This is a genomic window from Amorphus suaedae (assembly GCF_053629675.1).
Genome location: NZ_JBRJIT010000001.1, coordinates 1,543,666 through 1,564,397, shown reverse-complemented (window position 1 = coordinate 1,564,397; position 20,732 = coordinate 1,543,666). Strand labels below are relative to the sequence as shown.

Sequence of the window (20,732 nt, the reverse complement as noted above, 5' to 3'; positions counted from 1 at the left end):
CCTCCACTTTGGCGATCATTGCCTTTTTGCTAGGGTGACGAAAGAGCGGTGGGCGTCGCGCCCGCGCGCCCGCACCGTTTCTGGAGAGTAAGTGTATGGGTGTCGAACCGGTCCGCATGATGGAACGCAACGAGGCGGGAATCGGCAAGGCGATCGCGCAGCTGGCCGAGCGCTTCGGCGATCGCTGCCAGACCGGCGCGTCCATCCGCGAGCAGCACGGGAACACCACGACGTGGATCGGCAACTATCCGCCCGACGCGGTGGTGTTCGCCGAGACGACCGAGGAGGTCGCGGAAATCGTGCGCGTCTGCGCCGACACCGGCACGCCGGTCATTCCGTTCGGCACCGGCACCTCGCTCGAGGGCCAGGTGAACGCACTCTACGGCGGCGTCTCGGTCGATGTGTCGCGGATGAACGCGGTGCTGGCCGTCCATCCCGAGGACCTCGACTGCATCGTCCAGCCGGGCGTCACCCGCAAGCAGCTCAACGAGTATCTGCGCGACCAGGGCCTGTTCTTCCCCATCGATCCCGGCGCCGACGCCAGCCTGGGCGGCATGGCGTCGACCCGCGCCTCGGGCACCAATGCGGTGCGCTACGGCACCATGAAGGACGCGGTGCTGGCGCTGACGGCGGTGATGCCCGACGGGCGCGTCATCAAGACCGGCACGCGCGCCAAGAAGAGCTCGGCCGGCTACGATCTCACCCGGCTGATGATCGGCGCGGAGGGGACGCTCGGCATCATCACCGAGATCACCCTGCGCCTGCACGGCATCCCCGAGGCGATCACCGGCGGCATCTGCCCGTTCCAGACGCTGGAGGGGGCCTGCAACGCGGTGATCGCGACGATCCAGTCGGGCATCCCGGTCGCCCGCATCGAGCTCCTGGACACCCTCCAGGTGCAGGCGAGCAACGCCTATTCCAAGCTCGACCTGGAGGAGACGCCGACGCTGCTCCTGGAATTCCACGGCTCGGCGACGGGCGTGCGCGAGCAGGCGGAGATGTTCGCCGAGATCGCCACGGAGTTCGGCGGCGGCGAGTTCAAGTGGTCGAGCAGCGCGGAGGAGCGTACCCGGCTCTGGCAGGCGCGCCACGACGCCTACTGGGCCTGCGTGGCGCTGCGCCCCGGCACCAAGGCGGTGGCGACCGACGTCTGCGTGCCGATCTCGCGGCTGGCCGAGTGCATCACCGAGAGCCGGCAGGACCTCGACGCGCTGGGGCTGGTGGCGCCGATCGTCGGCCACGTCGGCGACGGCAACTTCCACGTCTCGCTGCTGGTCGACATGGAGGCGCCGGACGAGGTCGCCCGGGCGCAGAGCTTCATGGGCAAGCTGGTGGACCGGGCGATCGCCATGGACGGCACCTGCACCGGCGAGCACGGCATCGGCCACGGCAAGGCGAAATATCTGCGCGCCGAGCTTGGCGATGCGGTCGACTTCATGCGCATGATCAAGCGCGCGATCGATCCGCGCGATATCATGAACCCGGGGAAGATCCTGCCCGAGGGCTCGAACCACTGACGGCCGGGGCGATCACGGTCGGACAGGACGGAGGCCGACGCTGAACGCGTTCTTCATCAGCCTCGGTGTCGCGGTGATCCTGGCGCTCACCGCCGCGCTCGTCGGGCCGCTCTTCATCGACTGGACCGTCTATCGCGACGTGATAGAGAGCCAGGCCGGGCGGCTGGTGGGCGAGGACGTGCGCATCCTCGGCCGCACCGAGGTGCGGCTGCTGCCGTCGCCGCGGATCTCCGTCGAGACGGTGCGCGTCGGGCCGGAGGAGGCGCCGATCTTCACCGCCGACCGGGTGGAGATGGAGGTCGACCTGTCGCCGCTGCTGAAGCGCGAGATCGACGTGGTGGCGCTGACCTTCGTCGGGCCGCACGTGCGCGCCACCGTCGACCAGGCCGGCATCATCCACGGGCCGGAGATCAACCTCGCCGACAGCCCGCTCGACTGGATCGACCCGGCCAAGGTGCAGTTCGACCAGATCGACGTGGTCGACGGCCAGATCCTCGTCGACGACCTGCACACCGGCCGCGCCACGCTGATCGACAGGATCTCGCTCAACGGCTCGGGGCGCTCCATCCAGGGGCCGTTCGAGGCGACCGGCGACGCGCGCTTCGAGGGCACGCCGTACGATTTCCGCTTCGCCACCGGCACCTACGCCGACGGGGCGGCGTTTCCCATCAAGGCCCGCATCAGCCCGCGCGACCGGGCGGTGGACTTCGCCGTCGACGGGGCGCTGGACACCGCCCAGACGCCCGAGCACTTCATCGGCGAGCTGACCATCGCGCCGCGCCCGGACCCGGACGTGGCGCCGGAGGACGCGCCGATTCCGTGGCGGGCGACCGGCACCATGGACATGACCGCGGCGGGGCTGACGGTGCGCGAGGGCGAGATCCGCTACGGGCCGCTGGAGCGGCCGGTGGTGCTGGCCGCCGGCCTCGACCTGCCGTTCGCCGAGGCCAGGCCGTTCCGGCTCGAGGTCGCCTCGCGGCAGATGGATCTCGACGGCGTGCTGAAGGCGCTCGGCCGCAGCACCGACACCGGCCGGCCGGCGGAACGGATCGCGCCGCTCCTCGATGCGCTGAACGCGGTGCCGCTGGTCTCGTCCGAGGGCGTGGTGTCGGCGCGGCTCGCCTCGGTGGTGGCGGGCGGGGCGGTGATCGACAACATCGCGGCCGAGGCGCGCGCCACCGCCGACGGCTGGCGGGTGGTGAAGGCGAGCGCCGGGCTGCCTGGCCGGACCCGGGTGGAGACCTCGGGGCTGCTGCGCGTCGGCGACCAGATCTCCTACGACGGCGAGGTGAGCCTCGCCTCGTCCGAGCCCGGCAACTTCGCGCGCTGGTGGCGGGGCGGGACGGGCGGCGCGATCCCGGTGCGCAGCGACCTGGCGCTCGACGGGCCGATCACCGTGACGGCGTCGGAGATCGCCATGCCGGCGCTGCAACTGAAGGCCGCCGGCACGACGCTGCTCGGGTCGCTGCGCTACCGCAACCGCAAGTCCGACGTGCGCGGCGCGCTGGATCTCGACCTCCGCGCCGAGCGCCTCGACGCCGCGCCGATGGTGGCGCTCGCCCAGGCGCTGGCCGTCGACCGGCCGGACCCCGCGGCGCTCGCCGAGGTCGGATCGGATGTGACCCTCGACCTCACCGCCGGCACCGCCCGCTACGCCGAGGCGGAAGGGCAGGGGCTGACGGTCGAGGCCACCCTGATCGACGGCGCCTTCACGCTGGACCGCTTCGAGATCGCCAACCTCGCCGGCGCCCGTATTGCCGCGTCGGGCTCGTTCGCGCTCGCCGGCGACCGCCCGAGCGGCGCGCTGTCGGGCACGCTGGAGGCGACCGACATGGCCGGGCTCGGCCGGCTGGTGGACGAGGTGGCGCCGGCAACCCTGCTGGCGCGGTGGCTGGCGCAGACCGGCCCGGCGCTCGCCCCGGCAAACCTCGCCTTCGAGGTGTCCGGCCAGGGGATGCGCAGGAGCACGGACCTTTCCGTCGCGCTCTCCGGCACCGCCGGGGCCACCGAGGTGGCCATCAGCGCCGACATGACCGGCACGCGCGAGGCCTGGCGCAACGGCTCGATCAGCGGCCGGGCGAGCCTCACGAACCCCTCCGGCGACGTGCTTCTGTCGCAGCTCGGCTTCGATGCGATCCCGGTCGGCGATGGCGCCGCGAGCACGCTCGAGGCGACCGTCGACGGCACGCCGCGCACCGGCCTTTCCACGTCGCTCACGGCGCGCCTCGTCGGCGTCGACGTGTCGGCGGACGGCACGCTGACGTTCGAGGCGGACGCGGCTCCGGCCGTCGAGGCGTCGGTCTCGCTCACCAGCGACGACGTCTCGGCGCTGGCGCTCGCCACCGGCCGGGCGCTTCCGGTGCTGGTCGGCGGCACCCCCATCGAGCTGCGCGGCCGGGTCGCCGGCAGCACCGACGCGCTGACGGTGTCGCGGGTGACCGGCTCGGTGGCCGGCGTGCGCGTCTCCGGCGAGGCGACCGTCGACCGCAGCGAGACGCCGGCGAAGGTCCGCGGCAAGCTCAGGGCCGGCGAGGTGGACGGCCGGCTGCTCACCGAACTCGTGCTCGGGCCGGATGCCTGGAGCTCGGCCGGCGACACCGTCTGGCCGGACCTCGGGTTCGGCGCGCCGATCCTCGGCGGCGCGGATGTCGGGCTCGACGTTACGACGGACACGCTGTGGGCCGGATCCAGGCGCATCGACGACGCCCACTTCGGCCTCGTGCTCGGCCCCGAGCGGGTGCGCCTCGACGACGTGACCGGCCGCTACGCGGGCGGGGACGTCGCCGGCAGCTTCGCGCTGACGCGGTCGGACGGACAGGCGACGCTCGCCACCCGCGTCGCGCTGACGGGGGCCGACTTCGAGACGCTTTCCTGGCAGCAGGACGGCGAGCCGGTCGCTACGGGTACGCTGGACCTCTCCGTCCAGGCGGACGCCATCGGCCGGTCGGTGTCGGGCATGGTCGCCGCGCTGTCGGGCAGCGGAACGTTTGCGCTGAAGGACGGCGTGCTGCGCCATCTGGATCCCGCCGCCTTCCGCGCGGCGATCGCGGCGGCGGATGCCGGCGCCGATCTCCAGGAGCAGGCGGTGGCCGAGGCGTTCGAGCGGGCGCGGGCGGGCGGTCCGCTGCGCTTCGACCAGATCTCCGGCACGCTCGCGATCGCCAACGGCGCGGTGCGCGTCGGCGAGGTCGAGGTGGCGACCGACGCGGCCACCGTCGACGGGTCGGGCTTGCTCGACCTTGCCAAATGGACGGCGTCGGGAATGCTGGGCCTGAGCGTCGCGCCGCCCGATCCCGACCTGGTGCCGGATGCGACGGCGGACGTGACGTATGCGTTCGACGGACCGCTTTCGAGCCCGTTGGCGACGCTCGATGCCGGGCCGCTGGTGAGCTACCTGACGCTGCGCGCGACGGAGATCGAACGGCGCCGGCTGGAGCTTCTGGAAAAGCAGCTGCAGGAGCGCCGGGCACGCGAGGAGGAACTGCTGCGCAAGCTTGAGGCCGAGCGGCGCGCCGAGGCCGAACGCCAGCGCAAGGCCGACGAAGAGGCCGCGCGGATCCGTGCGGCGGAAGAGGAAGCCGCCCGCCAGCGCGCGGAAGAGGAGGCGCGGGCCGCCGCCGAGGCGGCCGCGAAGGCCGCGCTGATCGCGCCGGCCGCGCCCACGCCGCGCCCCGAGGCGCCGCTGCCGCCCATCGACGGGGCGCTCGATCCGATCGGTTCGATCATCCAGCGCGGCCCGACGCTGCTGCGGCCCGAGCCGTTCGGTCCGCCGGTGGAGATCGGCCCGTCGCCCGGCACGCCGAGGAACGGACCGATCGACCTGCGCCCGCGCCCCGACCAGCGCTCGCAGGCCGAACCCGGCGTCGCCGGACCGTTCCCGATCGCGCCGCAGGACATCCAGTAACTGCGGTGTGGGGTCAGTCCGCGCGCAGGCGCAGCAGGGTGGCGACGCGGATGCTCGACGCCAGGCTGTCGCGCGGGTCGCGGTCCCGGTCGATGCCCTCGATCACCGCGGTGATGGTGGAGCCGTCCTGCTCTGCCCAGGCCTCCAGCTCGGCCCAGTATTCCGGCTCCAGCGCCACGCTCGTCTGGTGCTGCTCGAGGGTGAGGGACCGCTTTTCCAGAGGCATGACGTCTCGTCTGGCTTGATAGAGGGCGGGCGTTTCCGACCGGAGCCGCGCTGTGCCCGTCAGTCCGCGGAACGGCGGGGAACCCGAAGCCGTTCCGGATCGATCCGGCGGATCCTGAACCGCCCGATCGGAGACGGGCCTAGTCGTCGCTGTCCAGGCGATGGCGGTCGAGGTGGGTCTCGGACTGGGTCCGACGCGCCGCCTCGGCTTGCTTCTCCGCCTTGGTCAGGCCGTGGCGTGCGCGGTTTTCCGCCGCCCGGTCCTTCTCGTCGGCGCGCATGCGTGCCTTGCGCGCCGACCGCAGGTTGACGATCTCCGCCATGCGCCGCTCGTTCAGTTCGGGCCGATCATCTTTTCAGGACGGACGATGGTGTCGAATTCCGCCTCGGTGACGAAGCCGAGCTTCACGGCTTCCTCGCGCAGCGTCGTGCCGTTCTTGTGGGCGGTCTTGGCGACCTTGGTGGCGTTGTCGTAGCCGATCTTCGGGGCGAGCGCGGTGACCAGCATGAGCGAGCGCTCCATCAGGTCCTTGATGCGCGTCTCGTCGGCTTTGATGTCGACGACGCAGTGGTCGGTGAAGGAGACGGCGGAGTCGGCGATCAGGCGGATCGACTGCATCATCGCGTTGGCCATGACCGGCTTGTAGACGTTGAGCTCGAAGTGGCCCTGGCTGCCGGCGACGGTGATCGTGGTCTGGTTGCCGAACACCTGGCAGCAGGCCATCGTCATCGCCTCGCACTGGGTCGGGTTGACCTTGCCCGGCATGATCGACGAGCCCGGCTCGTTCTCCGGCAGGATCAGCTCGCCCAGGCCCGAACGCGGGCCGGAACCCAGGAAGCGGATGTCGTTGGCGATCTTGAACAGCGAGGTCGCGACGGTGTTCAGCGCGCCATGGGCGTAGACGTAGGCGTCGTGGGCGGCGAGCGCCTCGAACTTGTTCGGCGCGGTGCGGAAGGGCAGGCCGGTGATCGTGGCCACCTGGGCGGCGAACTTCTCCGCGAAGCCCTTCTTGGTGTTGAGGCCGGTGCCGACGGCGGTGCCGCCCTGGGCGAGATCGTAGAGCCCGTCGAGGCCTTCCTTCACCCGGCGGATGCCGTGCTCCACCTGGGCGGCGTAGCCGGAGAACTCCTGGCCCAGCGTCAGCGGCGTCGCGTCCTGGGTGTGGGTGCGGCCGATCTTGATGATGTCCTTGAACTCGTCCGACTTCGCCGCGAGCGCCTTGTGCAGGTGCTCCAGCGCCGGGACGAGCGTCCGGTTGAACTCTTCCGCCGCCGCGATGTGCATGGCGGTCGGGAAGGTGTCGTTGGAGGACTGGCCGCGATTGACGTGGTCGTTGGGGTGGACCGGGTCCTTGGAGGCGAGCTTGCCGCCGAGGATCTCGATGGCGCGGTTCGAGATCACCTCGTTGGCGTTCATGTTCGACTGGGTGCCGGAGCCGGTCTGCCAGACGACCAGCGGGAAGTTGTCGTCGAGCTTGCCGTCGATCACCTCGCCCGCCGCCTCGATGATGGCGTCGGCGAGCTTCGGATCGATGTTGTCCTGCTCCTTGTTGGCCAGCGCCGCCGCCTTCTTGATGATGCCGAGGGCGCGGATGACCGGGGGCGACATCCGCTCGCCGGAGATCTTGAAGTTGCCGAGGGAGCGCTGGGTCTGCGCGCCCCAGTACTTGTCGGCGGGAACTTCCAGCGGGCCGAAGGAATCGGTTTCCGTGCGGGTCGCGGTCATGACGGCGGGTCTCCCGGTAAAATCTGTCGAACTGGCGCCTGAATTACCGGGAAGGGGCGGGCTGCGCAATGCGGCTGCATCCGGATCGACAGCCGGTCGAGCTTGAGCGCACCTAATAAGTGTATTAATGTAATTATACACGCATTGGATGCTCGGGGGCTTGTCCATGGCAGGAGAGACGGGGCCGGCCGGCCCGGCCACAGGCGCCGCGGCCGCCGCCGCGAATGCGGCCAACCTGGACGTGAACGCAGAGTTCAGGGGAAGGCTGGCCCGCACGGTCGTGCTGGTGTCCGGCGGGATCCTCGTGCTGCTCGCGGTGGTCGTCGGATACGTGGCGAAGACGGCCTACTTCGATGCCAACAATCTCGGCGTTGCGACGGGGCTCGTCGAAAAGCTCCTGTTCGCGCTGCTTCCCATGATCGGCACCTGGGTCGGAACGGTGCTGGCGTTCTACTTCACCAACGACAGCTTCCAGACCGCCTCCAACCAGACAAGGCTGACCCTTTCCGACGCGCGCGAGGCCAGGCTGCGCCAGATTCCCGTTCGCGAGGCGATGGTGCCGGTCTCGAAGATCGAGGCCATCGAAGCCGACGAGCCGGACTGGCAGACGGTCTTCTTCGACACCGACGTCATCGACCTCGTCAACAAGAAGGTCGGCCGCATTCCGATTCTCGCCAAGGGGCGGAGCCGGGTCCACGGCGTGGTCCACGATTCCATCGTCAAGGCGTACGCCTGGCAGAACCGGATGGCACCGGAGGGCGGCACCAAGACAAAGACGCTCAAGGAGTTTCTGGAGGATCCGGCGGTCCGCGACTTCTTCACCCACTCCCTCGCCTTCGTGGGGCCGGACGCCAGCCTCGCCGACGTCAAGCGGGCGATGGATGCCGCCAGCACGCGGGGCTATCCCTGCCGCGACGTGTTCGTCACCGAGGACGGCACGCCGACCGGCAAGCCGCTGGGGCTGATCACCAACATCGATCTGGAGAAGTTCAGCAGCTACGGCTGAAGGCGACGTCCCGGCGGCGCGAGGCGCCTGCGGGGGCGGGGGCCACCCGCCGGGCTACAGGCCGGGCAGCACCACGACCGTCGGTTCGCGCGGCAGGGTGGCGAGCGACACGGAGAGCGTTGGCTCGCTGCGGATGTCGATCGGGAATTCGGCGCGGATCTCCGACAGGAACTGGTTCAGCCGCCACGTGGAGAAGGCGTGCATCGGCAGGATGATGCGGGCGCGCAGCCGCTCCACCACGTCGACCACCGCCTCCTGGCTCATGGTGTAGGTTCCGTCCACCGGCACCATCACCACGTCGAGCCGGCCGATGAGGGCGATGTGGTCGTCCTCCAGGATCTGATGCAGGTGGCCGAGGTGGCCGATGCACAGGTCGGCGACCTCGAAGATGAAGATCGAGTTGCCGTCGGCCTCGAAGGCGCCCTCCCAGCGCCGGATGTCGGTGGTCACGTTGCGGATCAGCACGTCGCCGACCAGGAGGTGATGGTCGGCCCGGCCGCCATCCGGGTTCCAGCCGCGCAGCACGTGCTCGATGCGCGGGTCCGGGCTGCTGGTGAAATGGGTGCCGTGGGCGTGGTTCATGGTGGCGACGGTGGGAACCGGGCCGAAGCCGGCCATGCCGGCATAGTCGGTGACGATCACGATGCCGGCCGGCGTCTCGATGCGGAAGGTCGCGTGGCCGACGAAGGTGATGCGGACGGTGCGGTCGCGGGCCTCGCCCGAGGCAACGGTCGTGGCGCGCGGGCCGGCGTCGCGGGGCCTGGGCATCACCGAGGCGAAGCGCGCGCCGGGCAGCGACAACGCCACCGCCTGGCACATGGAGGGCGCGTAGGGCGCGGGCGCGTCGCCGGTCTGGGCGAGCGCGGGGGCGGCGGTCGCCAGCGCCAGCGTGCCGATGGCGGCCGCGAGCCGGGAAAGCGCCGGCCGGACGCGGCCCGCGCGTGTCGCAACCCAGAATGCCGAGACCGTCATGGCGCGCTCCCCATCTGCCCACTGAAGGGAGATAGGGGCGGGCCGGCGCGCGGAAAGGCCTGAGGCTAGCCGGCGTCCTCGAAGGCGAGCGCGCGGCGGAAGGCGGGCCGCGCCTGGCAGCGGTCGGCGTAGGCGCCGAGCACCGGGCTGTCGGGCAGCATGCCGAACTGGCGCATGAAGGAGGCGGACGAGCCGAGCATCACGTCGGCGGCCGAGAAGCGGTTGCCGAGGATCCACGGGCCGTCGCCGATGCCGCGTTCGAAGGTGGCGATCATCCGGTTGAAATCGCCCCAGGCGTTGCGGGTGGGAAAGGTCTCCCAGCCGCCCGCCTTCTCCGACAGCGCCGGCTCCACCACGCTCGGCGCGAAGATCAGCCACTGCAGGTAGCGGGCGCGGTCGGGGTGGTCGGGCTTCGGGGCGAGGCCGGTCTGCGGGTAGCGGTCGGCGATGTAGGCGCAGATGGCGGCGGAGTCCCAGACGGTGGCGTCGCCGTCGCGGATGGCCGGGACCTTGCCCATCGGGCTGGCGGCGAGGAACGCCTCGGGCAGCGTTTCCGGGGCGCGCACGTCGACGCTGACGCGCTCGTAGGCGAGGCCGGTCTCCTCAAGCAGCCAGGCGATGCGCTGCGAGCGCGTGCGCGGGCACCAGTAGAGGGTGATCATGGGGTGGCTCCGGGGACAGGCCGTCGAACGCTGCGGATCAGGTCTTCTTGCGGAAGGCGTCCAGCGAGACGACCTGGGCGCCGTCGGGGCGGGCCTGCTCGGCGACCGTGCCGTGATCGGCCGCGCCCGGCACGTCGTCCTGGTCCATCGCCGGCTCCGGCGCGTGGCCGGGCTCGGCCGAGGCGGCGCCGTCCTCGTCGGCGTCGACGTCGCCGTGTGGCTCGAACTGCAGCCCGAACTGGACGGAGGGGTCGAAGAAGCCCTTGATGGCGGTGAAGGGAACCAGCACGCGCTCGGGCACGCCGCCGAACGACAGCCCGACCTCGAAGGCGTGCTCGGTGACGTTGAGGTCCCAGAACTGGTGCTGCATGACCACCGTCATTTCCTCCGGGTGCTGCTCCCGGAGACGGGAGGACATGCGCACGCCGGGAGCCCCGGTGTCGAAGGCGATGTAGAAGTGGTGGTCGCCCGGCAGGCCGTTGTCGACGACTTCCTTGAGCACTTTCCGAACGACGCCACGCAAGGACTCCTGAACCAGGACGTCGTAGCGGATCAAGTCGTCGGCCATGTCGGAAATCCTCGCTTTCGCGGTGTCTTCGCCCGCACGGCATGAGCCCACGGGCCAACCATGCGCAGGCATGAATCAAAGTGGGGGCTTCTGTTGCCAGGTGCCCCCGGGACCCCGCCTTACCGTGCTACCGGCAAGGACTTGGTAGAGGTGTCACGCTGCATTACGCGGCGAGACGGGCCTCAGCATAGTTGTCGTTGGCAACTATAATGTTTAGCCCGATAACGGTGGTACCATGCCGAGCGAAAGTCCAACCTTTACGCCTTGGTCGAGCCTGTTTCGCCCCCGCCACAACCCGCGCGTCCGCATCGCGGGCTCTGGTGGAGGCGCCGGGTACTGCCCCCGGGTCCCATAGGTTTATTACGTTGGCCGTTTATCGCCGTAGCCGACTGCCGCCGGCACCTCGGAATATAGGCGTCCCTGCTCCGCTCCGAAAGCCCCCGCGTGCATCCGATCTTGCGGCGCGGCATCGCTTGTCCACATGGTAGGCCGCGCCCGTGCTCTCGTCGCAATTGGCGGGCAGGCTCGCCTGTGGGATGACTGAACGACCAAAACCCTTGCGATTCGGAGGCGGCCGATGCGCCAGTATCACGACCTCATGGAACGGGTGCTCGCCGACGGCGTCCGCAAGGGCGACCGCACCGGTACCGGTACGCGCTCGGTGTTCGGCCATCAGATGCGGTTCGACCTCGCCGACGGCTTTCCGCTGCTGACCACCAAGAAGATCCACGTGAAGTCGGTGGTGCACGAGCTCCTGTGGTTCCTGACCGGCAGCACCAACGCCCGCGACCTCAACGCCCACGGCGTGACGATCTGGGACGAGTGGGCCGATCCCGCCACCGGTGATCTCGGCCCCGTCTACGGCAAGCAGTGGCGCTCGTGGGCGGCTCCCGACGGGCGCACCATCGACCAGATCTCGGAAGTGGTGGAGCAGATCCGCACCAACCCGAACTCGCGGCGGCTGGTGGTCTCGGCCTGGAACCCGGCCGACGTGCCGGACATGGCGCTGCCGCCGTGCCACTGCCTGTTCCAGTTCTACGTCGCCGACGGCCGGCTCTCCTGCCAGCTCTACCAGCGCTCGGCCGACATCTTCCTCGGCGTGCCGTTCAACATCGCCTCCTACGCGCTGCTGACCCACATGGTGGCGCAGGTCACCGGCCTTGAGGCGGGGGAGTTCATCCACACCTTCGGCGACGCCCACCTCTACGAGAACCACGTGGAGCAGGCCGAGCTCCAGCTTTCCCGGCCGCTCCGGCCGCTGCCGACCCTGCACCTCGATCCGACCGTCGACGATCTGTTCGCTTTCCGCTACGAGCACGTTCGCGTGGACAATTACGATCCGCATCCGCTGATCCGCGCAGAAGTGTCGGTCTGACCCTCCGGGGGTCCGGACCGGCCGGCAGCGCTTGGGTGCGCGAGTGGAGGCCGACGCCTTGCATTACGTAACCTTGGGCCTGGCGATCCTCTTCGAGGTGATCGCCACGAGCATGCTGAAGGCGACCGACGGCTTCAGCCGCATCGGCCTGACGCTGGCGATGTTCGCCTGCTACCTGTGCTCCTTCTATTTCCTCACCCTCACCATCCGGCTGATGCCCATCGGCATCGTCTATGCGATCTGGGCCGGCCTCGGCATCGTGCTGGTCGCGATCGCCGGCGCGGTGCTCTACAAGGAAATGCTCGACGTGCCGGCGATCATCGGCATCCTGTTCATCATCGCGGGCGTCGGCATCATCAACGTGTTCTCGAACACGGTTTCCCACTGATCCGTCTTCGGTGACGGCGGACCGGACCTCGCCGGAGGCCGGCCGACCTTTCCCGGGAGCTTCATGGTGACACTGGTCATCCGCCCAGCCGAACCGGCCGACGTTCCGGCCATCGTCGGCCTCATCCGCGCGCTCGCCGACTACGAGCGCCTGCTGCACGAGATGAAGGCGAGCGAGGATGACCTGGCCGCGGCGCTGTTCGGCGCTGCCCCGCGGGTGTTCTGCGACGTGGCCCATCTCGACGGGCGGCCGGTCGGCTTCGCGCTGTGGTTCTACACCTTCTCCACCTTCGTCGGCCGGCACGGGATCTGGCTGGAGGACCTGTTCGTGGAACCCGAGCAGCGCGGCCACGGCATCGGCAAGGCCCTGCTGTCGGGCCTCGCCGCGCGCTGCGTCTCCGAGAACCTCGGCCGCCTGGAGTGGACGGTGCTCGACTGGAACGCGCCCTCGATCGCCTTCTATGAAAGCCTCGGCGCGAAGCCGATGTCGGACTGGACGACCTACCGGCTGGCCGACGCGGCGCTTGCCGCCGTGGGAGGGCAGGCCTCGTGACCGCCGCGCACCGCCGCCCGGTGGTGATGGTCGCCGCCGTGTCCGAGAACGGCGTGATCGGGCGCGACAACAAGTTGCCGTGGCGGCTGTCGAGCGACCTGAAGCGCTTCAAGGCGCTCACCATCGGCAAGCCGATGATCATGGGCCGCAAGACCTGGGACTCGATCGGCCAGCCGCTGCCGGGACGACGCTCGATCGTGGTCAGCCGCGAGCTGAAGTTCGTCGCGCCGGGCGCCGCCGTGGCCGCGTCGCTGAGCGATGCCTTCGTCCTGGCGCGCGATGCCGCCATCGAGATGGACGCCAACGAGATCGTCGTCGTCGGCGGCGCGCAGATCTATGCGGCGGCGATGGACGACGCCGACCGGCTTGAGATCACCGAGGTCCACTGCCAGATGGACGGCGACGCGCGGTTCCCGGAGATCAAGCCGGCCAAATGGCGGGAGACCGCGCGCGTCGAGATGCCGGCCGGCGAGAAGGACGACCACGCGATGACCTTCGTTACCTATGAACGGCGTCCGCCGGGCGAGCGCGACCGCCCATGAGCCAGACCGACGTTCTCGTGGTGGGCGCCGGCGCGGCGGGTCTCGCCGCCGGCGAGCGGCTCAATGCCGAGCGGGCCGATTTCGTGGTGCTGGAGGCCGCCGGCCGGATCGGCGGCCGCGCGTGGTCCGACAGCTCCGTCTTCGGCGTGCCGTTCGACCGCGGCTGCCACTGGCTCCATTCGGCGTCGGTCAACCCGTACCGGCCGATCGCCGATGCGCTCGGCTACCGCTACCTGGTGCGCAAGAGCCGCCGGGCGGCCCATCTCTTCCTGAAGGACCAGCTCGCCGACGAGGCCACCCGCAAGGCGGCGTGGGACGCGGTGGAGGCCGGCTTCCGCGCGGCGCACGCGGCCGGCGAGCGCGGCCTCGACATCCCGGCCTCCGAGGCGATCGATCCGCCCGACGAGTGGCGGCGCATGGTCGTCCACTGGATGGGGCTCCTGTCGGCATTCGCGCCGGAGGACATCTCGACGCTCGACCTGGCGCGCTACGCCGACACCGGCGAGAACTGGCCCGTGCTCGACGGCTACGGGGCGCTGGTGGCGGCCGCCGGCCGCGACGTGCCGGTGCGCACCGGCGTGGCGGTGACGGCGATCGACTGGTCCGGCAAGGGCGTGCGCGCGGAGACGACGGCCGGCACGATCGAGGCGAAGTCGGCGATCGTCACCGTCTCCACCAACGTGCTGTCCGGCGGCGGCATCCGGTTCACCCCGGACCTGCCGGTGGACTTCGCCGAGGCGCTGGCCGCCTGTCCGGTCGGCTACGCGGAAAAGGTGGCGATCTCGTTCGCCAACAAGCTGTCCGGCCTCGATCCCTCCGCCTACGTCGACACGCTGGACCCCACCGATCCGGACCGGCCGGCGATCAACTTCACGGTGGAAGAGGACGCGGACGGGATGCCCATGGCCGTCGGCCAGCTTGGCGGCAACGTGGCCCGGGACCTGGAGAAAGCGGGCGGGGCGGCGATGGTCGACTTCGCGCTCGCGGCCCTCGCGGATGCCTTCGGCAGCGGTATCCGGTCGCAGGTAAACCGCATCTCGACGACCCACTGGTCGTCCGATCCGCTGGTACGCGGCGCCTATTCCTGCGCGATGCCGGGGCAGGCCGATCGACGACGCCGGCTGGCGGATCCCGTGGGCGCGCGGCTCTTCTTCGCTGGCGAGGCAACGTCGCCGGATGCCTATTCGACCGCGCATGGCGCGCGGCTGACGGGGCTCGCCGCCGCAGGCCGTGCGCTTGCGGCAATCGCGAGGGTGTGACACTCCGATCACCAACGATGGTCGCAAGGTGGCTTCGGGCTGCCTATATCATGGAGTGGTGTGCGGCAGGGGGCGCGTTCGTTGAAAGCGAACCGCGGGTTACCTATAACCTCACCACCACAAGCGATGGCTGAACGTCGCGACGACGCGACCGGCTGCAACAGGCGATCCGTTTCCCGCTCGGCCGGAGACGTCATCTGCGTGCCGGTCGTGAAGGCGGAGCGAAAAAGGAGAACGGATGCCCTGGAGCAATCAGAGCGGTGGCGGCGGCAAGAGCGGCGGCCCTTGGGGGGGCGGCGGTGGCCCATGGGGCGGCGGCGGCGGCGGCAGCAACAGCAATGGACCTTGGGGCGGCGGGCAGAAGCCCAGCGGCGGAGGTGGCCAGACACCTGATCTCGAGGAGCTCCTGCGGCGCAGCCAGGACCGCATCAAGAAGGTTTTCCCCGGCGGTGGATCGGGCGGCGGTGGCGGCCGGAGCGTCGGCCTGAAGGGCGCGCTTGTCGCGGTGGTCGCGGTTGGCGCGATCTGGCTGGCGACGGGCTTCTACCGGGTCAATCCGGGCGAGGTCGGCGTCGAGCTGGTGCTCGGCGGGTTCTCCGGCATGACCCAGCCGGGCCTGAACTACAACTGGCCCTATCCGATCGGCTCCGTCTATACGCCCGACGTGCTGCGCATCCGCGAGCTCAACGTCGGCATCCGTGACGTGGGCGCCGTGTCGAGCCCGGGCCGGGACGTTCCCGAAGAGAGCCTGATGCTGACCGGCGACGAGAACATCGTCGACGTGGATTTCCGCGTGCAGTGGCGGATTTCGAACGCCGAGGACTATCTCTTCAACATCCAGAACCCGGAAGGCACCGTGAAGGCGGTCGCCGAAAGCGCAATGCGTGAAGTCGTCGGCACCCGGAACATCCAGCCGATCCTCACCCAGGAGCGCCAGCAGATCGAAATCGAAGTGCAGCAGCTGATGCAGCAAACCCTGGACCAGTACCAGTCCGGCATCGAGATCGCGCAGGTCCAGCTGCAGAAGGTCGACCCGCCGCAGCAGGTCATCGACGCGTTCCGCGACGTCCAGGCGGCCCGCGCCGACCAGGAGCGGCTGCAGAACGAAGCGAACTCCTACTCCAACCGGGTGATCCCGGAAGCGCGTGGTGAGGCCGCCCAGGTGGTCCAGCAGGCCAATGCGTACAGGGACCGCGTCGTTGCCGAGGCGGAAGGCCAGGCGGATCGCTTCATCGCCGTCTACGACGAATACGCCCAGGCGCCGGACGTGACCCGCCAGCGCATGTACCTGGAAACGCTGGAGCGCGTGCTCGGCCGCACCGACAAGGTGATCATCGGCGACGGCGCCGGCGGCTCCTCGGGGGTCGTGCCCTATCTGCCGCTCGACCAGCTGCAGACCAGGCCGGCGGCAAGCTCGTCGCGAACCACCACCCAGACCGGTGGAGGCCAGTGATGCGCGCAGGACTCGTCGCTCTCATCGCCGTCATCGTCGGCGCCCTCATCCTGGTGAACACGTCGCTGTTCGTGCTCAACCCGACCCAGCAGGCACTCGTCGTGCAGTTCGGTCAGGTGCGCCAGGCCATCACCAAGCCGGGCCTCTACTTCAAGATCCCGTTCGTCCAGAACGTGCTGTTCCTGGACAGGCGCATCCTCGATCTCGACGTGCCGGCCCAGGAAATCATCGCCCGGGACCAGAAGCGGCTCGTCGTCGACGCGTTCGCGCGGTACCGGATCCAGAACCCGGTGCTCTTCTACCAGTCGGTGAACAACATCGCCGAGGGCGCCAGCCGCCTGTCGACGTTCATGCAGTCGGCCCTGCGTGCGGTGCTCGCCGACGCCACGTTCACCGAGATCGTGCGTGACGACCGACCGGGCCTGATGGAACGGATCCGCGCCGAGGTGCAGACCCGCGCCGACGCGCTCGGCATCACCGTGGTCGACGTGCGCATCCGCCGGGCGGATCTGCCGGAGGCCAACAGCCAGGCGATTTTCCGCCGGATGCAGACCGAGCGTCAGCAGGAGGCGACGGAGATCCGAGCCGAGGGTGAAGAGGCGGCCCAGCGCATTCGCGCCAACGCCGACCGCCAGGCAACGGTCATCGTCGCGGAGGCCAACAAGGAGGCCGAACAGGTCCGTGGTCAGGGCGACGCCCAGCGAAGCAAGATCTTCGCGACCGCGTACAACCGGGATCCGGGCTTCTTCGCCTTCTTCCGGTCGATGCGGGCCTACGAGACGAGCATGAACTCCGGCGACACCCGCCTGGTGATCTCGCCGAACTCGGAGTTCTTCCGCTACTTCAACAGCCCGACGGGCGGCGAGGACCCGCGCGTCCTTCCCGATCCGAAGAAGGCCCAGAGCCTGCCGAGCCTCGGCACGCCGGTTCCCGACAAGTCGTCGGGCGCGGCGCCGGCGGTCGGCAACGGGGCACCTCTGGAGAGCAGCTCCGCGGCTGGCAGCACGTCGCTCGACACCCAGGTGCGCGACGAGGTGCAGGCGGTCGAGGACCGGGCGGCGCAGGAAACCGGGGCGGCCGACAGCGGCACCCCGGCGGCCGGCACCACCAGCCCGGCCGCTCCTTCGGGCTCCGCCGCGCCTGCGCCTTCCGGCAACGCGGCAACGCCGGCTCCGCAGCCGGCGCAATGACCGACTTCATCGTGGCGGTCGGTCTCGTGCTGGCCATCGAGGGGACGCTCTACGCGGTCGTTCCCGGTCCGCTCAAGCGGATGATGCGCCAGGCGATCGACACGCCCGATCAGGTCCTGCGGATCGCGGGGGTGGGAGCCCTCGCGATCGGCGTTCTGATCGTCTGGATGGGCCGCGGCTAGGGCTTCCCGGGGCGACGCGACGCCGCCTCTCCGCCACGACACGCGACGATGGCTCCCGTCGATCCGGTGCCCACCATCGGATCGACACGAAGTCGCTCCAGGTTTGACGGCCCGTTCACTCCCCGGTCAAATCGCGGCGATCCGGACCGGGCGGGAACGGGGAGGCTTGAATGCAGGGCTTTTTCGGCCAGATGTCCCCCTCGGGACGACATGCCACGAGACGAACCTCGCTGAAGGAGTGACTATGACCGCCATCGCGCAGCACACCCCGTCGACCTGGACCAGGATCGCGCGGGGAATGGCCACCGCGCTCGTCGCGGGGGCGGCATTCTCCGCCGTGCCGGCACGGGCCCAGGGGCCGGAATCGGTTGCCGACATCGCCGAGCCGCTGTTTGAATCGGTGGTCAACATCTCCACCTCCCAGGAGGTCTCCGGCCGTCGCACCGTGCCGAAGCCGAACATTCCGGACGGCTCGCCGTTCGAGGAGTTCTTCAACGAGTTCTTCGACAAGCAGCAGAAGGAGGACGACCAGCCGCGGCGGGTGCAGTCGCTCGGCTCCGGCTTCGTCATCTCCTCAGACGGCCTGGTCGTCACCAACAACCACGTCATCGAGGACGCCGACGAGATCCTGGTGAACTTCAGCGACGACCGGAGCCTGAAGGCGACGGTCCTCGGCCACGATCCGAAGACCGACCTGGCGCTGCTGAAGGTCGAGCCGGAGACGCCGCTGAAGGCGCTGAAGTTCGGCTCCTCCGACGAGCTGCGCATCGGCGACTGGGTGATGGCGATCGGCAATCCGTTCGGCCTCGGCGGCACGCTCACCGTGGGCGTCGTCTCGGCCCGCGACCGCGACATCAACTCAGGTCCCTACGACGACTACCTGCAGACCGACGCGGCCATCAACCGCGGCAACTCGGGCGGTCCGCTGTTCAACATGAAGGGCGAGGTCGTCGGCGTGAACACCGCGATCATCTCGCCGTCGGGCGGCTCGATCGGCATCGGCTTCTCGATCCCGTCGGCGATCGCCGTGAACGTCATCAACCAGCTGAAGGACTTCGGCGAGACCCGGCGCGGCTGGCTGGGCGTGCGCATCCAGACCGTCACCGACGACATCGCCGACAGCCTCGGCATGGACGAGGCCTACGGCGCGCTGATCGCCGGCGTGACCGAGGGCGGGCCGGCCGAGGAGGCCGGCATCGAGGCCGGCGACGTGGTGCTGACCTTCAACGGCGAGCGGGTGCCCTCGATGCGCGACCTGCCGCGCATGGTGGCCGACACCCAGATCGGCACCAAGGTCGACGTGGAGGTGCTGCGCAAGGGCGAGACGGTGACGATCCCGGTGACGCTGGGCCGCCTCGAGGAGGCCGAGAAGGCAGCGCTTGCCGCCGAGCAGGGCGGCGAGGGCGCCGCCCCCGACGCCGAGCAGTCGGAGGTCGAGGAACAGGAGATCCTCGGCATGACGCTGACGGTGCTCACCGACGACCTGCGCGACCAGTTCGACCTCTCCGACGACATCGACGGCGTGCTGGTGAGCGCGGTCGATCCCAACGGTCCGGCGGCGGAGAAGCGCGTCCAGGCCGGCGACCTCATCATGGAAGTGGCGCAGGAACAGGTGTCGAGCCCGGCGGACGTGGTGGAGAAGGTCGAGGCGCTGAAGACAGAGGGCCGCAAGACCGCGCTGCTGCTGCTGTCGAACGGCAACGGCGAGCTGCGCTTCGTGGCGATCCGCCTGAACGACTAGCGCCGATCCACCGGCCGCGGCCGGCAAGATCCGACGACCAGGCGGCGGGGGCGACCCCGCCGCCTTTTTCATTCGCAGAGCGCGTAGCCGCGGTTCCGTTTGGCCATGTCCAGGTGGAAATGGTCCTCGTGCAGCTTGTTGGCGTTGGGGCCGAGCACGGTCTTGAAGCGTTCGCAGGCCGCGGCGTGGAGCGCGCGCCAGAACGCCTTCTCCGCGCCCACCCCGTTCCAGCCGCCGACCACCGTCAGGAACGTGCCGTCGCCGAGCCGCAGCGCCTGCAGGTCGAAGGCGTTGCCGAAGGCGTGCTCGGAGAGCTTGGCGTGCTCGTCGTTGTTGCGGCCGCGGCAGGCGTAGGACGTGCCCGGGCCGACCTCGACCACCGGCGCCTCCAGATGCCTGGCGGCGAGTTTCTCCACGTCGCCGACCAGGAAATCGGCCATCGCGTTGGCGAACGCGCACGAGACGATCGGCGGGTCGACGAAGCTGATCTTCGGATCGTCGCCGACGCTTTCCAGCCGCACCGGGTTCTCGATCCCGCAGCCTTCCTCCGTCTCGATCTCAGGCTTGAGCGAGAACACCGCGTGCGCCGCCGGGGAAAACACGCACTGGCGGTCGGCCATCAGCGGGTTGGCCTTGGGCGGCCCGAAGGCGTCGCGGGTGGCGACCGACTGGTCGTCGAGCGGCGGCTTCGGGGGCGCCTCGAACGGCGGGCGGACGAGCGGCACGTTGCCGGGTCCGGCGCGGGCCGGCGCCGGCGGGCCGATCGGTCCGGTGTCGGCCGCCGGGGCTTCCGACGGCGCGGGAGCCGCGACCGGGGCCGGCGCTTCGGGCGGTGCGGCGGGTTCCGGCTTCACCTCGGGGGACGGAGGCTCGGCGGGGGCAGGGCTGTCGCCGGCCTCGGGCGCCGGAGCGCTTTCGGCGGCGGCGGGGAGGTCGCCCAGCGGCGCGGCCTCGACGGGCGGGGCGACCGCTTCGGGCGGGGTCTCCGCCAGAGGCGGGGCGGCGTCCGTCGAGGCGTCCGGCTGCGCGGGAGACGGGGCCGGCTGCGGGGGAGACGTGTCCGGTTGGGTGGGAGCGGCCGCCTTGTCCGCGTCGCTCTCCGGGCGCCTGGCCGGCGTCGGCGCGCTGTCGGGCGGCAGCTGGGGACGGGGCACCACGGCGATGGAGCGGTGGACGGCACCGTCCACGGCGCGCGCCGCGCCGGGGCGCGGGGCAGGGGTGGGCGGCGCTTCGGCGGCCATGACCGATGCCGCGCCGACGATCAGCGCGCCCGCGATCGGCAGGGCGGCGAGCAGCCGGCGTGTGTGGGGACTGGCGATGGCGGTCGAGCCTCCTGAAACCCTGTCCGGCGAGCGGCTGCCGTCGATGCGCGCGCGGCCGTCGGCCGCCGGGGCGCGATGGGCCTTGCGGTGGGAAAACGCCTGAGGCTTGATTTCGGTTCGAACCCGCCGCATGCGAAGGACGGTCACG

At 70.3% G+C, this 20,732-nt stretch carries 19 protein-coding genes and 1 other RNA gene; 12 read left to right on the top strand and 8 right to left on the bottom strand.

The genetic code is table 11. The features are described from left to right. Nucleotides 1–95 precede the first annotated feature (95 nt). Together AB7M35_RS07015 and AB7M35_RS07010 are read left to right on the top strand one after the other, a co-directional pair. Entirely contained in the window at nucleotides 96–1,517 is a 1,422-nt protein-coding gene (locus tag AB7M35_RS07015) for an FAD-binding oxidoreductase (RefSeq protein WP_453958378.1), read from the top strand. Between the two features lie 40 nt (nucleotides 1,518–1,557). Continuing rightward, a complete protein-coding gene (locus AB7M35_RS07010) occupies nucleotides 1,558–5,421 on the top strand; it encodes an AsmA family protein (RefSeq protein WP_453960652.1) in 3,864 nt (1,287 codons plus the stop codon). Nucleotides 5,422–5,434: 13 nt separating this feature from the next. Here AB7M35_RS07010 and AB7M35_RS07005 read toward each other — a convergent pair whose 3' ends face one another. The 3 genes from AB7M35_RS07005 to fumC form a co-directional block, all read right to left on the bottom strand. Then, nucleotides 5,435–5,647 (bottom strand): ribbon-helix-helix domain-containing protein, encoded by a 213-nt coding sequence (locus AB7M35_RS07005; protein ID WP_453958376.1) that lies wholly within the window; start codon nucleotides 5,645–5,647, stop codon nucleotides 5,435–5,437. A gap of 139 nt (nucleotides 5,648–5,786) precedes the next feature. Then, the gene (locus tag AB7M35_RS07000; protein ID WP_453958375.1) at nucleotides 5,787–5,969 is read right to left on the bottom strand and encodes a DUF4169 family protein; all 183 of its coding nucleotides are present in this window, start codon (nucleotides 5,967–5,969) and stop codon (nucleotides 5,787–5,789) included. Nucleotides 5,970–5,980: 11 nt separating this feature from the next. Continuing rightward, nucleotides 5,981–7,372, bottom strand: coding sequence for a class II fumarate hydratase (gene fumC / locus AB7M35_RS06995; protein WP_453958374.1), 1,392 nt, complete (start codon nucleotides 7,370–7,372; stop codon nucleotides 5,981–5,983). Between the two features lie 166 nt (nucleotides 7,373–7,538). Here fumC and AB7M35_RS06990 point away from each other — a divergent pair, with 166 nt between their 5' ends. After that, nucleotides 7,539–8,378 carry a CBS domain-containing protein gene (locus AB7M35_RS06990; RefSeq protein WP_453958372.1) on the top strand — a complete coding sequence of 280 codons (840 nt, stop codon included), beginning with the start codon at nucleotides 7,539–7,541 and terminating at the stop codon, nucleotides 8,376–8,378. A gap of 54 nt (nucleotides 8,379–8,432) precedes the next feature. On the opposite strand, the gene AB7M35_RS06985 is transcribed toward AB7M35_RS06990, so the two are convergent. The 4 genes from AB7M35_RS06985 to ssrA all read right to left on the bottom strand — a co-directional run bounded on the left by AB7M35_RS06985 (nucleotide 8,433) and on the right by ssrA (nucleotide 11,020). After that, a complete protein-coding gene (locus tag AB7M35_RS06985) occupies nucleotides 8,433–9,350 on the bottom strand; it encodes an MBL fold metallo-hydrolase (protein WP_453958370.1) in 918 nt (305 codons plus the stop codon). Between the two features lie 65 nt (nucleotides 9,351–9,415). Next, complete coding sequence (locus AB7M35_RS06980; protein ID WP_453958369.1) at nucleotides 9,416–10,012, bottom strand: glutathione S-transferase family protein; 597 nt, start codon at nucleotides 10,010–10,012, stop codon at nucleotides 9,416–9,418. Between the two features lie 37 nt (nucleotides 10,013–10,049). Continuing rightward, complete coding sequence (locus AB7M35_RS06975) at nucleotides 10,050–10,580, bottom strand: SspB family protein (protein ID WP_453958368.1); 531 nt, start codon at nucleotides 10,578–10,580, stop codon at nucleotides 10,050–10,052. A gap of 79 nt (nucleotides 10,581–10,659) precedes the next feature. Continuing rightward, nucleotides 10,660–11,020, bottom strand: a transfer-messenger RNA (tmRNA) gene (gene ssrA, locus AB7M35_RS06970). A gap of 137 nt (nucleotides 11,021–11,157) precedes the next feature. Between ssrA and AB7M35_RS06965 the strand changes: the two genes are divergently transcribed. The 9 genes from AB7M35_RS06965 to AB7M35_RS06925 all read left to right on the top strand — a co-directional run bounded on the left by AB7M35_RS06965 (nucleotide 11,158) and on the right by AB7M35_RS06925 (nucleotide 19,262). Continuing rightward, on the top strand, nucleotides 11,158–11,955 hold the full coding sequence (locus tag AB7M35_RS06965; protein WP_453958366.1) for a thymidylate synthase: 798 nt from the start codon (nucleotides 11,158–11,160) through the stop codon (nucleotides 11,953–11,955). A 58-nt stretch (nucleotides 11,956–12,013) separates the two neighbouring features. Then, nucleotides 12,014–12,343: a DMT family transporter gene (locus tag AB7M35_RS06960; RefSeq protein ID WP_453958364.1), complete on the top strand. Its 330-nt coding sequence runs from the start codon at nucleotides 12,014–12,016 to the stop codon at nucleotides 12,341–12,343. Between the two features lie 66 nt (nucleotides 12,344–12,409). Beyond that, nucleotides 12,410–12,895: an N-acetyltransferase family protein gene (locus tag AB7M35_RS06955; protein WP_453960649.1), complete on the top strand. Its 486-nt coding sequence runs from the start codon at nucleotides 12,410–12,412 to the stop codon at nucleotides 12,893–12,895. Then, nucleotides 12,892–13,437: a dihydrofolate reductase gene (locus AB7M35_RS06950; RefSeq protein WP_453958362.1), complete on the top strand. Its 546-nt coding sequence runs from the start codon at nucleotides 12,892–12,894 to the stop codon at nucleotides 13,435–13,437. The genes AB7M35_RS06955 and AB7M35_RS06950 overlap by 4 nt, the downstream gene beginning before the upstream one ends. After that, the gene (locus AB7M35_RS06945; RefSeq protein ID WP_453958360.1) at nucleotides 13,434–14,696 is read left to right on the top strand and encodes a flavin monoamine oxidase family protein; all 1,263 of its coding nucleotides are present in this window, start codon (nucleotides 13,434–13,436) and stop codon (nucleotides 14,694–14,696) included. Before AB7M35_RS06950 ends, AB7M35_RS06945 begins: the two co-directional genes overlap by 4 nt. Before the next feature lie 238 nt (nucleotides 14,697–14,934). Next, nucleotides 14,935–16,149, top strand: a complete 1,215-nt coding sequence (gene hflK / locus AB7M35_RS06940) for an FtsH protease activity modulator HflK (RefSeq protein ID WP_453958358.1) — start codon at nucleotides 14,935–14,937, stop codon at nucleotides 16,147–16,149. Then, nucleotides 16,149–17,339 (top strand): protease modulator HflC, encoded by a 1,191-nt coding sequence (gene hflC / locus AB7M35_RS06935; RefSeq protein ID WP_453958356.1) that lies wholly within the window; start codon nucleotides 16,149–16,151, stop codon nucleotides 17,337–17,339. The genes hflK and hflC overlap by 1 nt, the downstream gene beginning before the upstream one ends. After that, complete coding sequence (locus AB7M35_RS06930; RefSeq protein ID WP_453958354.1) at nucleotides 17,336–17,521, top strand: DUF2065 domain-containing protein; 186 nt, start codon at nucleotides 17,336–17,338, stop codon at nucleotides 17,519–17,521. Before hflC ends, AB7M35_RS06930 begins: the two co-directional genes overlap by 4 nt. A 244-nt stretch (nucleotides 17,522–17,765) precedes the next feature. Further along, nucleotides 17,766–19,262 (top strand): DegQ family serine endoprotease, encoded by a 1,497-nt coding sequence (locus tag AB7M35_RS06925; protein WP_453958353.1) that lies wholly within the window; start codon nucleotides 17,766–17,768, stop codon nucleotides 19,260–19,262. Nucleotides 19,263–19,330: 68 nt separating this feature from the next. Here the strand turns inward: AB7M35_RS06925 and AB7M35_RS06920 are convergent, their stop codons facing one another. Continuing rightward, nucleotides 19,331–20,731: an extensin family protein gene (locus AB7M35_RS06920; protein ID WP_453958352.1), complete on the bottom strand. Its 1,401-nt coding sequence runs from the start codon at nucleotides 20,729–20,731 to the stop codon at nucleotides 19,331–19,333. Between the last annotated feature and the right edge of the window lies 1 nt (nucleotide 20,732).